The following is a 14009-nucleotide window of genomic DNA, read 5'->3' as shown; positions in this document are numbered from 1 at the left end:
CCCGCTCGTGCCGTGCCACCCGGGCGGGAGGTCCGTGCCGGGACCCGGCCGAGCGTGAGCCGGGTCCGCCGGCGCCCCGGATCGGCCGCGCGGGAGTAGCGTGGGCCGTCAGGGTGCGCCGCGCCCGGGGTTCCCGGTGTGCGCGCGGCGAAACCGGTGAGGAGGCGGCGTGACGGCGAGCAACGGGGCCGGCCGGCCGTGCCGGTTCTGCGGCCGGGTCCGCGACCTGCGGGTGCCCGGCCGGGCCGGGCCGATCTGCCTGGACTGCGTGCGGGCTGGGCTGCGGGTGATCCGCGACGGCGCGGACCGCGAGACCCCGGCGGGGGACGTGCTGGCGGCGGTGACGTCGCCGCTGGCCGCGGTCTGCGACTTCTGCGGCCGCCGCGAACGCCGGACGTTCCTCGGCCTGCGGCGCCCGCTGCTGCGGGTGGACTGCGCCGCGCGGGACGCGGTGATCTGCGCGGACTGCCTCGACCACGCCGGGGACGTGCTGAACGTCGCGCTGCGCGGCTGACGGCGTTTCCGCGGCGGCCGGCTCGAGTAGCCGGGCGCCGAGACGGTCCGGGTCGCCGTCGGAGTGGTCCTGCCCACGCCGGTCGGTGGGGGTGGTCAAGCGCCGCCCGCCGGTCCTGGCCGTGGCGGACAAGCTGTAGGTCGACCGCCCAGCGGCGAAACTGCTGAGGCGGGCGGCCGCTGGCCCCGGACCGCCCCATCCCGGCCACCCTCGACACCTTCCACCTGGAGTTCACCGTGCGGCCGGTGCCGCCCCGCGAAGGCGGCGGCACCGGCCGACTCCCTACGCGGGAGCGGTGAACACGTACGAACCCGCCGGCACGAAGTACGTCCCCGCCGACGACGGGACGGCCTCCGCCGGTGCCGTCACCGCGGCGGGGTTCGACGTCGGTACCTGCACCGTCGCCGACGAACCGGGCGGGACCGTCACCCGCAGTGTCAGCTTCCCCGCCGACACCGACCAGTCGCTGACCGCGCCGCCGTACGGGGTCTCGTACGCCGACTTCGCCGACGTCAGCCCGCCGCCCGGGCGCGGTGCCACCAGCAGCGACGCATAACCCGGCGTCGCCGGGCCGAGCCCGCCGACCGAGCGGTACAGGAAGTCGCCCACCGAGCCGAGGCCGTAGTGGTTGAACGAGTTCATGCCCGGGTCGTTGAACGTGCCGTCGGGCTTGATACCGTCCCAGCGCTCCCAGATCGTCGTCGCGCCGTGCCCGATCATGTAGCCCCAGCCGGGGAAGCCCGGCTGCAGCAGCACCTGGTACGCGACGTCCGCGTGGCCGTGCGCGGCCAGCACCGGCAGCAGGTTCTCCACGCCGAGGAAGCCGACGCTGAGGTGGCCGCCCGCGGCCGCCACGCGGGCGGCCAGCTTGTCCGCCGCCGGCTGGACGCGGGACGCCGGGAGCAGCCCGAACGCCAGCGCCAGGACGTAACCGGCTTGGGAACCGGCGCCCACCGTGCCGTCCGCCTGCGAGAACCGGTTCGTGAACGCCGCGCCGATCTGGTCGGCGAGCGTTCCGTACTTCGTCGCTTCCGCGGTCCGCCCGGTCGCCGCGGCCATCCGTGACACCAGCCGGGACGACCACGCGAAGAACGCCGTCGAAATCAGGTCCTGCGCGGTGTTGTCGTCGACGTTGAGCCAGTCCCCGTACGTCTGGTGGTCGCGGATCAGGTCCGCACCGGACGTCGAGCGCAGGTACTCGACCCACTTGACCATCGCGGCGAAGTGCTCGTCGATCACGCCGGTGTCGCCGTACCGCTGCCACAAGGTGTAGGGCACGATGACGCCCGCGTCACCCCAGCCCGCCGTGCCCGAGCCGCTCAGCACGCCCGGCGCCACGTCGGTGAACGACCCGTCGTCGTGCTGGGCGTCGACCAGGTCGTCGCTGAACTTGCCGAGGAAGTTCGCGACGTCGAGGTTGAACGTCGACGTGCCGGCGAAGATCCCGATGTCCCCGGTCCAGCCGAGCCGCTCGTCGCGCTGGGGGCAGTCGCTCGGGACGGACAGCATGTTCGAGCGCTCGCCCCAGAGGATGTTGTGCTGCAGCTGGTTCACGAGCGCGTTCGACGTCGTGAAGGTGCCGGTCTGCGCGCCGGACGTCCACATCGCCCGCCCGGTCAGCGTCGACGCCGTCGGGGCCGCGGGCAGGCCGGTCAGCTCGACGTACCGGTAGCCGTGCACGGTGAACCGCGGTTCGTACGTCTCCGCGCTCCCGGTGCCCGCCAACGTGAACCGGTCGGTCGCCTGCGCCGCGCGGAGGTTCGTCGTGTAGATCGTGCCGTCCGGGTTGAGCACTTCGGCGTGCCGCACGGTCACCGTGGTACCCGCCGGCCCGGTCACCGAAAGCCGGTTCCAGCCGCTGAAGTTCTGGCCGAGGTCGGCCACCCACACGCCGGGCTTCGGCTGGGTCCAGGCGACCGGCTTGAACTCCTGCTGCACCGTGACCCCGTTGTCCACTTGGGACACCAGGTTCGGCTTCGCGCCGGAGCGCACGCGGGGGGCCGCCCAGCCGCGGTCGTCGAACCCGGGCCGGTCCCAGCCCGCCGGCGCGAGCCGGGCGTCGTAGGTCTCGCCCTGGTAGAGGTCGTCGGCGCGGATCGGGCCGTCGGCGGTCTTCCAGGTGCCGTCGGACGCGATCGTCGTACTGGTCCCGTCGGTGAAGGTCAGCTTCAGCTGCGCCGAATACCACGGTTCGGTGCCGTACTTCTGGCTGCCGGCGATGCCGACGCTGCCGGAGTACCAGCCGTTGCCGAGCATCGCGCCGAGTGCGTTCTCGCCCTGGCGGATCTGCCCGGTGACGTCGGAAACGCGGTACTGGACGCGTTTCGCGTAGTCGGTCCAGCCGGGGGCGAGGACCTCGGCGCCGACCTTGGCGCCGTTGAGGTGGGTCTCCTGCAGCCCGAGCGCGGTGGTGAGCAGCCGCGCGCTCGCGACCGGCTTGCTCACGGTGAAGCTCTTGCGCAGCAGGGGAGAGGGCGCGGACACGGCGACGTTGGCACCCCACGGGCCGGTGCCGTACGCGGCCAGCGCGCGGGCCGCGGTCCAGGCGCTGTCGTCGAAACCGCGCTGCTGCCAGCCGTCCGGGCCGGTCTGGCTCGCCTTCCACGAACCGTCGGTGACCACGGCCGGTCCACCGGGGACGGTCAGCTCGGCGATCAGCCCGGCCGGGCTCTGCGTGGTGTTCTCGGCGCTGATCGCGATCGTGTTGGACCCCGCCGTGAGGAGGCCGCCGACGTCGACGACGGCCGCCGTCTTCCACGAGTCGGTGACCCGCGGGGAATCGCTGACCTTCGTGCCGTTGACCCACACGGTCGCGGTGTCGTCGCCGGTGACGACCAGCGTCGCCTTCCCCGGCGCCGCCGCGAGGTCCACTGTCTTGCGGAAGTACCGGGTGGCCGGGGGCACGCCGCCGAGCGGATCGCCTTCGGGGTACCAGATCCAGCTCGCGCCGGTCAGGCCCGGGCCCGCGGTGGCGCGGCCGAGGAACGCCCCGGTCCATTCGGCCGAGGGCGCGCGCAACGCGGTTTCGAAGCGCTGAACCGCGCTCCAGCCGCTCTGCCGGCCCTGGCCGTCCCAGACGCGCACGCGCCAGGTGTAGGCGGTGAGCGAGGCGAGCGCCGGGCCGCCGTAAGCGACGTCGGCCTGCTGCGCCGAAGCGACGCGGCCGCTGTCCCAGACGTCCGTCCCGCCGCTGGACACCACGATCTGGTAGGCGGACTGCCGCTGCTGCGGTGCGGACGAGCCCAGCTTCCAGCCGAACCGCGGCTGCGCCGGGTCGACACCGAGGGGGTTCACCCGCTGCCCGACGGTGGCGGTCGCGACCGAGAGCGGGGTCGGGTCCGCCGCGTTCGGCGTGCGGACGCCGGTGCCCCACGGCGCGGTGCCGTAGGCGCCGAGGTCCTGGGCCGCGGCCCAGCCGCCGTCGGCGAACCCGGGCTGCTCCCAGCCTTCCGCCGCGGTGGCCGCGCTCTTCCAGGCGCTGCCGGTGGTCACGTCGGTGGTGCCCGAGCCGGTGGTGACCCGCAGCCTGCCGAGCAGGCCCGCCGGTCCGCCGGCGTTGCGGGCGGCGACGGCGAGGGTGTTGACGCCGGGCTTGAGCGCCGGTTTCAGGTCCACCGCGAGCGCCGTCCGCCAGGAGTCCGCGGTGCGGGCGGTGGAAGCCAGCGGGGTGCCGTTGAGCCAGACGTCGGCGGTGTCGTCGCCGGTGACCGCGAACCGGGCGTCGGAGATCGCGCCGGCGGGGACGGTGAAGGTCGTGCGGAAGTACCGGGTGGCGGCGGGCGCGGCGACGCGGGCGTCGCCTTCGGGGTACCAGATCCAATGCGCTCCGGCGAGGTCGACGGGTGGGGCGGCGCCGGCCGGCGGGACCGCGGCCGCCGAAAGGGCCAGGATCGCGGCGAGCGTGGTGGTGGTCGCGCGCCAAAGCTTGGAGGGCAGCATACGGGCTCCCTGGTGGCGGGGATGGGCGACGAATTTGAACGTTTCAATATGACGTGATACGTGACTGTAATCACGAACTCACACGTTGGCAATACTCCACCGGGGCGCACGAGCCGCACCGGCGCGCGGATGCCTAAATCGTTTTAGGTCGACCGCCCGTCCGTTTTGCGCCTGATGGGAGCGTTGACGAAACGGGGGTCCGGACTGGATAGTGCTCGCTGGTAACGCTCACATCATTCGGCCAAGCCATGGAGGCTTTTATGTCTCACCGTCGAGACGGCAAGAATGTTAGCGCTAACATCCGGCGCCGGTTTTTGCTCGCGCTGACCGGCGCGGTGGTACTGGCTCTGGCGAGCCTCGTGTCCGCGTCCACGGCTTCGGCCGCCGCGTCGCTGCCCTGCGACAGCTACGGGGCGGCCGGCACGCCGTGCGTCGCCGCGCACAGCACCACCCGCGCCCTCTACGCCGCCTACAACGGCCCGCTCTACCAGGTCCAGCGCGCATCCGACGGCGCGAAGGCGAACATCGGCCTGCTGGCCGCCGGCGGCTACGCCAACGCCGCCGCCCAGGATTCGTTCTGCGCCGGGACGACGTGCCTGATCACCGAGCTCTACGACCAGTCCCCGCGCCACAACGACCTGACGATCGAAGGTCCCGGCGGCGCGGGCGGGCAGGACACCGGGGTGCCGGCCGACGCCCTGCCGGTGACCGCCGGCGGGCACCAGGTCTACGGCGCGTCCTTCTCCGGCCGGATGGGCTACCGCGACAACTCCACGTCCGGCGTCGCGAAGAACGGGCAGCCCGAAGGCATGTACATGATCACCTCCGGCACCCACGTCAACGGGGCCTGCTGCTTCGACTACGGCAACGCCGAGACGAACAACCAGGACACCGGCAACGGCCACATGGACGCCATCAACTTCGGCACCGAGTGCTGGTTCCAGCCCTGCTACGGCGCCGGTCCGTGGGTGCAGGCCGATCTCGAGAACGGGCTGTTCCAGTCGAGCGCGGGCGGCAGCCAGAACACCGCCAACACCGGGACCACCGCACCGTTCGTCACGGCCCTGCTGAAGAACAACGGCCAGAACTTCTTCGCGCTCAAGGACGGCAACGCCCAGTCCGGCGGGCTGCGGACGACGTACTCCGGCCCGGAGCCGACGCGGGCCGGGTATTCGCCGATGCACCAGGAAGGCGCGATCGTGCTCGGCACCGGCGGGGACAACAGCAACGGGTCGATCGGCTCGTTCTTCGAAGGCGTGATGACCGCCGGCCTGCCGACCGACGCGGCCGACAACGCGGTCCAGGCCAACGTCGTCTCCGTCGGCTACGGCGGGCCGACCGGGTCCACCGGCACCCTGAACCCCGCTTCGGAGATCTCCCTGCGCGCGACCACCGCGTGCTGCACCGGTGACTACATCCGCCACCAGAACGACAACGCGGTGATCTCGCCCATCAGCTCCACTTTGGACAAGAACGACGCCACCTGGATCGTCCGCCGCGGGCTCGCCAGCGCGTCCTGCGTGTCGTTCGAATCCCGCAACTACCCCGGTGACTTCCTGCGGCACTTCGACTTCCAGGTCCACCGCCAGCCGATGGACGGCAGCGCGGCCTTCCGCGCCGACGCGACGTTCTGCCCGGTGGCCGGGAAGAACGGCCAGGGCTCGTCGTTCCGGTCCTACAACTACTCCGGCAAGTACCTGCGCCACTACAACAACACCCTCTACATCGCCGACACCAGCGGCGCCCACGCCTGGGACGCCGCCGGCTCGTACAACGACGACGTCAGCTGGGTCGTGGCCCAGCCCTGGGCGCCCTGATCCGGCGGACGGCCACGACCACCGCCGCGCCGAGCAGGATGAGCGCGATCGGCACGGCGGTGGGCAGCCACGGCCAGGCCCGGCCTTCGAACACGACCCCGTCCGTCGGCAGTTCCAGCACCTTGGCCGTCCACCGGGCGGTCGCGACGTCGGTGCTGCGCGCGAGCCCGCTCACCGCGGTGTCGTAGGCGAAGCCGGGCCGGTCGTGGACGTACTCGGGGGCCGGCCCGCCGGGTGGCGGCGTGACCCCGCGCGCCGCGCCCGGCACGAGCAGCCGGTCCAGGCCCGGTGCGGTGACGGCCGCCCGCGGCAGGAAGGTCAGCCCGTGCCGCGACCGGACCGGGCCGCCGTCGGCGCTGACGGCGAGCGTGCGCGAGGACAGCGACTGGCCTTGGGTGTCGAACACCGAGGACAGCTCGATCTCCCCGACACCGTTGGTGAGCAGCACCCCGACGGTGTCGGGGTTCCAGCGGAAGCCCGCGTTGACGATCGCGGCCGCGTCCGGGATCCCGGCGGGCGGAGTCACCGGCACCTGGGTGCCGTAGTGCCGCCAGCCGATCTTCGCCGCGGCGCCGGCCGCCACCGCGGGCCCGGCGAGCCGTTCGACCCAGTGCAGCGTGCCGTCGATGCCGGAGAGGATCCCGGCGGTGGTGACGACGTCGCCGTCGTCGACGAACCGCTGGCCGCGCACCCACTTCACGGCCGGGTATTCCTTCGCCCAGTCGTCGAGCTTCAGCCAGTGCGCGGTGGCCGGGCGCCCGTCGAGCAGCCCGGCCGAGGCGAGCACGCCGCCGCCGTTGCAGACGCTCAGCAGCTTCGCGCCGCGGGCGGCCTGGGCGCGCAGCCACGCCGTGACGACGTCACTGCCGGCCTCGCCGACGTCGGGCAGGGCGGGCACTACCACGAGGTCCGGCGCCTTCGAGCCGAGCCGTGCGGCGAGCTCGTCGAAGCCGAAGTCCGGCACCAGGTCGAGGCCGCCGGTCAGCGGTTTCGGCTCGCGGTGCGGCGCGACGGTGTAGACGTTGAACTTCCCGGTCGCGGCCAGGATCTCGTACGGCGCCAGCGCGTCGGAGACGACCGCGCCGTGGTCGCCGACGACGATCACCGCGGTCGGCTTGGCCGGGTCGTGGGGGAGCGGCGCCGCGACCGGGAGGGGCCGCGGCGGGCCGGGGGCGTAGAGGGCGTCGAACGCCGAGAGGGCGGAGACGGTCGCACCGGTGGCCGGGACGGCGAGCACGGCGACGACGAGCGCGAACCACTTCAGGAAGGTCCGCACGTCAGTGCCAGTACTCGGCGCGGCGCCACACCATGGCGGCGAGCATCAGCGGGAACATGACCACGTGCCCGGCGACCATCAGCGCGGTGCCGGACAGCGCGCCGAGCCAGAACGGCACGAGCAGCGCCACGAACGGCAGGTACATCACGGCGGCCATCTCGGCGATCCGCGGCCACGAGTGCCGGCGCAGCACCATGGCGAGCGCCATCGCGACGGTCATGTTCGTGGCCATCACGAGCGCGCCGGCGTCGGCCCGCTCGAGCCAGGCGGACGGCCACAGCGGACCGAACGCGACCATGCCGATGAGCATGGCGGCGACCATTTCGGCGTAGTGCCCGGCGAAGCGGGCCAGTTTGCGGGGGGTGGATCGGGGTGTCTCGGTGGTGGTCATCTCGGGTCCCTCCAGGGTGTCCTGGACGAGAATCCCGGTCCGGTGCCGCGCTGCCAGGTGCCGGAAGTCATGACCCGGGTCATGTGACCGCGTCAGAGCAGGCCGAGGTCCCTCGCGCGCAACGCCGCCTGCGTGCGGTCGCGGGCACCGAGCTTGCCCAGCAGGTTCGTCACGTGGTTCTTCACCGTGCCCTCGGCGAGGAACAGCGTCGTGGCGATCTCCCGGTTGCTGCGCCCGCCGGCGAGCAGGCGCAGCACCTCGAGCTCGCGGTCCGACAGCGGCACGACCAGCGGCTGCGGCCGGGGCTCCGGCGCGGCCGGCAGCTCGGCGAACCGCGCGACGACCTTCGCGGCGACCGACGGCTGCAGCACGGATTCCCCGCGGGCGGCGGCCAGCACCGCCTCCACCAGGCGCGCCGACGAGACGTCCTTCAGCAGGTACCCGACGGCGCCCGCGCGCAGGGCAGCGAAGACGTCCTCGTCGTCGTCGAAGGTGGTCAGCGCGATGACCCGGACACCGGGGTGCGCCAGCCGCAGCCGCCGGGTGGCGCCCACGCCGTCGAGGACCGGCATGCGCAGGTCCATCAGGACGACGTCCGGGCTCAGGGCGGTGGCCTGGCTCAGCGCTTCGGCGCCGTTGCCCGCTTCGCCGACGACGTCGATGCCGTCGTGGGTGGCGAGGAGGGTGGCGAGGGCTTCGCGGAAGAGGGCCTGGTCGTCGACCAGCAGGACGCGGACCGGCGTCATCCCGGTACCTCCATGCTCAGCGCGCTGCCCTCGCCCGGCGCCGAGGTGAAGTCGAGCTTGCCACCCAGGTCCTCGGCGCGTTCCCGCAACCCCAGCAAGCCGAAACCGATGGCCGCGCCACCGCCGGTGCCGACGCCGTCGTCGCGCACCGAGACCCGCACCGACGTCTCGGCGTAGTCCAGCCGGAGGTCCACCTGCGCGGCGGCCGCGTGCTTCCGGACGTTCGTCAGCCCCTCCTGCGCGGCCCGGAACAGTGCCTCCCGGTGCTCTTCCGGCAGCGGGCGTTCGGCGCCGGACACGGTGAGCCGCGCCGGGACACCGGCCTCCGAGACCAGCGCGGTCAGCGCTTCCGGCAACGGCGCCGGCCGCGGTTCGCGCAGCGCCTTGACCGACCGGCGGACTTCGGCGAGGGCGTTCTCGGCCTGCTCCTGGGCCTTGGCCAGGACGTCGTCGGCCTTGGCGGGATCGGTCGGCAGCACCGCTCGCGCGGCCTTGACCTGCATCTGCACGACGGTGAGCGAATGCCCGAGCCCGTCGTGGATGTCGCGCGCGACCCGGTTGCGCTCCTGCGCGGTCGCCAGCCGTTCGGCCTGGGTGGCGTAGTCGCGCAGCTTCTCGTGCGCCTCGGCGAGCTCGCCGCGGGACCGCTGCTCGCGCACCAGCAGCTCGGTGATGACGGCCGCGAACAGCACGGAGACCAGCGTGCCGAGCCCTTCGCGCAGGCCTTCGCCGAGCGACATCCCGAGGTGCACGAGCGGCACCACGGCGATCACCAGCGCGACGACCGGGAGCGGCAGCCGCAGCAGCACGCACTGGCTGACCAGCACGACCAGGAACAGCGTCGCGCCGACACCGGCGTTGACCGTGAAGATGACGAAGGCGAGCGGGAGCTGCACGGCGACGTAGCCCGCGGCCCACACGAGCCGGCCGCGGTCCTGCACCCAGCCGAAGCCGAGCGTGGCGAGCGCGGTGAAGACGGCGCCCAGCACGAGCGAGAGGACGGGCTCCCCGGAACCGAGGACCCCGAGCACGACGGAGAGGAAGGCGCCGCAGGTCAGCACCCCGAGGGCCCGGTTCATGGAGCCACTCTGGGGTGTCGCTGGCCCGCGGTCAACCACCGCGGGCCCAAGGAAAGCGCTCTCTGCTCACGCGGCCGCCCGCTGCCACAACCCGTAGGCTGGCGGTGACGGCGAAGCCGAGACGGGAGTCCGACATCGATGTCAGTGCTCTGGGGCGTGTCCTTCGACGCCACTCCGCTGTCCGGGGTCGTGGTCGAGTTCCTCAAGACGGCGGGCCGGCTGCCCGGGCGCCGGGTGCACCTCGACCTCGGCTACGACATCAAGGCCGACAAGGGTGCCTTCTTCCGGCCGTACCGCGACGAGGCGGGCCTGCTGCCGGACTGGGTCACGCTCGACCGCGTCGAAGGCGTCGAGGAGATCCGCGGCTACGACCGCGCCTTCGTCGAGCAGGTGCTGCGGGAGGTGGTCCAGGGCGGGGACGAAACCCTCCGCCCGGAGGTCGACCGGATCGCCGGTGAGCTGGCCGCGCGGATCGTGGCGACCTGGGAACGCCTCGGCGTGACCATGGTGGTGGTGGAGAACGGGACCCTGCCGGAGAACCTGACCTACACCGAAGCCCTGTACCGGGCGATCGACCGCTACGGCGCCCGCCACCGGCTCGGCCGGTTCGTGCTCTGGCGCGACCACGACCTGATGTGGCAGAGCGAACCGGGGATCGAGAAGTACGGCCGGTTCCCGTACCCCGGTGTCCCCGCGCCGCGGAACTCGCCGCACATCCACTACTTCGCGCTCCACGAGCAGGCGAAGGCCCGGACGCTGGAATGGGTCCCCGGCCTGCGGAACATCGACGTCCTGCCCAACGCGTTCGCCATCGCGCCGGCGCGGATCGACGAGCGCAACGCCGGTTTCCGCCGGGACCACGGCATTCCCGCCGGCGTCCCGCTGCTGGCCCGGATCACGCGGATCATCCCGCAGAAGCGCGTCGACCGGGACCTGCACCTGCTGGCGCTGCTGCCGGACGCGTGGCTGTTCGTCGCCGGCGACGTCGAGGAGGCACCCGCCGAGCACGCCCGGCTCGTCGCCTTGGCCGGCCGCCTCGGCGTGCGCGACCGGGTCGTCTTCGGCGGGTGGCTGACGCCGTACGACACCGCTGTGCCCAGCCGCTATTCGGTGCGCGACCTCCTGGCGCACGCGACGGTCGTGTCGTTCCTGACCTCCTACGACTACGAGAGCTACGGCAACCCGGTCAGCGAAGCCATCGCCTCCGGGACGCCGTACATTACCAGCGGGTACGAGCTGTACGACGTCGTCTACGGCGGGTTCCGGGCCCCGGTGCTGGACATCCGGGCGCGCGACCTGCCGGACGCGGCGTTCGCCCGCGAGGTGGCCGAGCTGATCACCGACGAAGGGAAGCGGGCGGAAGTGGTGCGGGCGAACTCGGAACTCGGGCGGGCGCGGTTCGGCACGCCGGTCGTCGGCGGCCTCGTCGACCGGCTCTACCCGCCGCCGATGGGGGCGGGCACGCGGCTGAGCGTCGTGCTGCCGGTGTACAACGAAGCCGCGAACCTGCCGGAGGTGCTGCGGACGCTGCACGACCAGCGCGACGGCGACGGGCCCCTCGACCGGAGCAGCTACGAGGTCGTGCTGGTGGACAACAACTCGACCGACGACACCGTCGCGATCGCCCGGGACTTCGCGGCGGCCCACCCGGAGCTCGCGCTGCACGTCATCCACGAGTCCGAGCAGGGCGTTTCCTGCGCGCGGCGGGCCGGGATGGACTTCGCCGCGGCGCGCAGCCGCAACCGGCCCGACACCGACCCCGGCGAACGCTTCTACCTCGTCTCGGCCGACGCCGACTGCCGGGTCGACGCGCACTGGCTCAGCGAGCTCTTCGCCGCGATGGAGACGAGCAAGGCCGCGATCGGCGTCTGCGACTACTACTACGACCCCGCGCACTTCACCGGGCGGCCGCGGCTGTGGGACGCGATCCAGCGGACGCTGCGGTGCCGCGCCGTGACGTTTTCGCTGTTCGGCGGTTTCCCGGACGGCAAGGGGTTCGCCGTCGAGCGCGACGCCTACGAGCGCGCCGGCGGCATCGAGATCTTCTACCAGCTGCAGGACGGGAAGTTCGTCAACCACCTCTCCGACGACTGGGACTTCGGGATCAAGGTGGCCAGCGGCGGGGACGCGATCACCTACGCGCCGCGGTCGCGCGTCGAGATCAACCCGCGGCGCGTCGACCACGCCATCGACGAGGTCATCGCGGGCCGGGCGTACGGCTCGGACGGCATCATCGTCATGCGCGACATCCGGCCCGCCGTCCCCGCGGCCGCTTCGGACCTGACCGAGGCCGAGGCGCGGCAGGCGTGGGAGTTCTCGATCAAGGACTTCACGCCGAAGAACACCATCCTGCCGGTGCTCCTCACTCCCGGGCTGCTCGAAGACGACGCCGTGATCGCGTTCTTCGGCGCCGGGTTCGCCGCCCGGCTGGCCCGGCGGATCGCGGAAATCCGCGGCGAGATGCGCGTCGTCGACTTCACGCCGATCCACGCCTACAAGACGCCGTCCTACCGGCTGTACTTCGAATTCGCCGACGAGCTGTTCGCGTGCCTGCGCCGCCACGTCGGCGAGGACATCGGCTTCCCGCCGCCCCTGCCGCCGTGCCTGGCGGAGATCCCGTCCGGCCGCTTCGCGGAGTTCGTCCGCTACTACTGCGAAGACCGCGAATCGGGGGAGGCCCACAACTACTTCGGCAACGGAGGGGTGTTCTGATGACGCTCGCCTACGAAGACGCGATCGGCTCGCTGCACGGCCTCGACCCGGCGTGGCCCCGGCCCGCCGTGCTCGACGCCCTGGAAGCGCCCGAGAACCGGCACCTGCTGGAGTTCGTCCGCGAAGACCCGTTCGGGGCGCACGTGTTCCCCGGCAACGTCCCCGGCACGCCGGCGGAGTTCCTGCGGGACCTGGACGCGCAGCTCGCGTCGTCCGGCCCGATCCACCTGTGGTCCTACATCCCGACCTGCGCCTACCGCTGCCGGTTCTGCCAGTACCCGGTGGTGCTGGTGAAGGGCAAACCGGAGGTGACGTACGAAAAGGCGAAGCACTGGGTCGACCTGAACATCGCCGAGGCGAAGCTGTGGCTCGACGCCGTGCCGCACCTGGCCGGGGCCGAGGTGGGGGAGTTCAACGTCTTCGGCGGCACGCCCTCGCTGCTCCCGGAACCGGAGATCCGCCGGCTGCTGGAGTTCTACCGCGCGCACTTCGGGTTCACCCCGGACACGACGATCCGCTTCGAGGGCGACCCCAGCACGTTCACCCCGGCGAAGCTGGACCTGCTGCGGGAACTGGGCTGCACCAAGCTGTCCAGCGGCGTCCAGTCGTTCGACGACCACGTCCTCGACCTGTGCGGCCGCGAGCACAGCGCGGCGATGTGCGTCGACTTCGTCCGCAACGCGCAGCGCGCCGGGTTCGACTGGGTCAGCATCGACCTGATGTACGGCCTGCTCGACCAGACCCTCGACAGCGTCCGGCGCGACCTGGACGTCGTGCTGGAGAACGAAGTCACCGCGGTGGTGTGCACGAAGCTGCACCTGGCGTCCTACAGCGACACCCGCACCGGCGTCACCGGGGAGAAGCCCGCCGCCTGGCAGCTGCCGTCCTACCGGGACAAACTGGTGCGCGACGGCCACCGCTGGCCGACCCTCGGCGAGCAGTACCAGATGCGCGAGCTGCTCACCGAAGGCCTGCGCGCGGCGGGGTACACCGAGCACCCGACGATGTACTTCGCGCGCGACGGGCTCGGGCCGGAGAAGTGGAAGTCCATCATGGTCGACCAGGACCGGCAGGAGGCCGAGGTCGCGATCGGGCTCGGCGGCAGCTCGAGCTGCCGCGCGTCGGAGGCGATCACCGACGTGAACTCCCTGCGGTACACCGAAACCGTGTCGGCCGGCCGGATCCCGCTGGGGTCGGCGACCCGGTTCACGCCCGAAGCGCAAGAGGCGCGGGCGGTCAAGATGGCGCTGACGACGTTGCAGCCGCTGCGGGACTCGCTGCACCGCACGCGGTTCCCCGGCCGGTCGCTGTTCGCGGAGCCGTGGCTGGGCAGGTTCCGCTCGCTGGCCGCGCGCGGGCTCGTCCGGCTGCACCCGGACGACGGGGCCGTCGAACTGACCCGGGTGGGGGAGGTCCTCGTGGAAGCGATCATCACGACCGAGCTGTAGATCACTACATCGAGTGACAGAAGTGTCGCGAAGAGCGACACGGGCAGGCAGCATGGGCTCCGGACGTGCCAGTACCGAGATCGGAGC

At 72.4% G+C, this 14009-nt stretch carries 9 protein-coding genes; 4 read left to right on the top strand and 5 right to left on the bottom strand.

The genetic code is table 11. The features are described from left to right. The first annotated feature begins 169 nt into the window (after positions 1–169). Positions 170–514 carry a hypothetical protein gene (locus tag AB5J73_RS37695; RefSeq protein ID WP_370963585.1) on the top strand — a complete coding sequence of 115 codons (345 nt, stop codon included), beginning with the start codon at positions 170–172 and terminating at the stop codon, positions 512–514. Between the two features lie 282 nt (positions 515–796). On the opposite strand, the gene AB5J73_RS37690 is transcribed toward AB5J73_RS37695, so the two are convergent. Then, a complete protein-coding gene (locus AB5J73_RS37690; RefSeq protein WP_370963584.1) occupies positions 797–4453 on the bottom strand; it encodes a family 78 glycoside hydrolase catalytic domain in 3657 nt (1218 codons plus the stop codon). A gap of 260 nt (positions 4454–4713) precedes the next feature. Between AB5J73_RS37690 and AB5J73_RS37685 the strand changes: the two genes are divergently transcribed. Continuing rightward, positions 4714–6270 carry an alpha-L-arabinofuranosidase B gene (locus tag AB5J73_RS37685; protein ID WP_370963583.1) on the top strand — a complete coding sequence of 519 codons (1557 nt, stop codon included), beginning with the start codon at positions 4714–4716 and terminating at the stop codon, positions 6268–6270. Here AB5J73_RS37685 and AB5J73_RS37680 read toward each other — a convergent pair. The 4 genes from AB5J73_RS37680 to AB5J73_RS37665 all read right to left on the bottom strand — a co-directional run bounded on the left by AB5J73_RS37680 (position 6236) and on the right by AB5J73_RS37665 (position 9762). Then, positions 6236–7546: a DJ-1/PfpI family protein gene (locus tag AB5J73_RS37680; RefSeq protein ID WP_370963582.1), complete on the bottom strand. Its 1311-nt coding sequence runs from the start codon at positions 7544–7546 to the stop codon at positions 6236–6238. The two genes, AB5J73_RS37685 and AB5J73_RS37680, sit on opposite strands and share 35 nt — an antisense overlap. Position 7547: 1 nt before the next feature. Beyond that, positions 7548–7937, bottom strand: coding sequence for a hypothetical protein (locus AB5J73_RS37675; RefSeq protein WP_370963581.1), 390 nt, complete (start codon positions 7935–7937; stop codon positions 7548–7550). A 92-nt stretch (positions 7938–8029) separates the two neighbouring features. Continuing rightward, positions 8030–8683, bottom strand: coding sequence for a response regulator (locus AB5J73_RS37670; protein WP_370963580.1), 654 nt, complete (start codon positions 8681–8683; stop codon positions 8030–8032). Continuing rightward, positions 8680–9762, bottom strand: coding sequence for a sensor histidine kinase (locus AB5J73_RS37665; protein WP_370963579.1), 1083 nt, complete (start codon positions 9760–9762; stop codon positions 8680–8682). Before AB5J73_RS37665 ends, AB5J73_RS37670 begins: the two co-directional genes overlap by 4 nt. A 138-nt stretch (positions 9763–9900) precedes the next feature. On the opposite strand from AB5J73_RS37665, the gene AB5J73_RS37660 reads away from it, so the two are divergent. Continuing rightward, positions 9901–12474, top strand: coding sequence for a glycosyltransferase (locus tag AB5J73_RS37660; RefSeq protein ID WP_370963578.1), 2574 nt, complete (start codon positions 9901–9903; stop codon positions 12472–12474). Further along, a complete protein-coding gene (locus AB5J73_RS37655) occupies positions 12474–13922 on the top strand; it encodes a radical SAM protein (RefSeq protein ID WP_370963577.1) in 1449 nt (482 codons plus the stop codon). The genes AB5J73_RS37660 and AB5J73_RS37655 overlap by 1 nt, the downstream gene beginning before the upstream one ends. Positions 13923–14009: the final 87 nt, after the last annotated feature.

Origin of the sequence: Amycolatopsis sp. cg9 (assembly GCF_041346945.1) — a bacterium.
Lineage (GTDB): Bacteria > Actinomycetota > Actinomycetes > Mycobacteriales > Pseudonocardiaceae > Amycolatopsis.
Note: the sequence above shows the minus strand (reverse complement) of the source record. Positions and strands in the feature narration are given on the sequence as shown.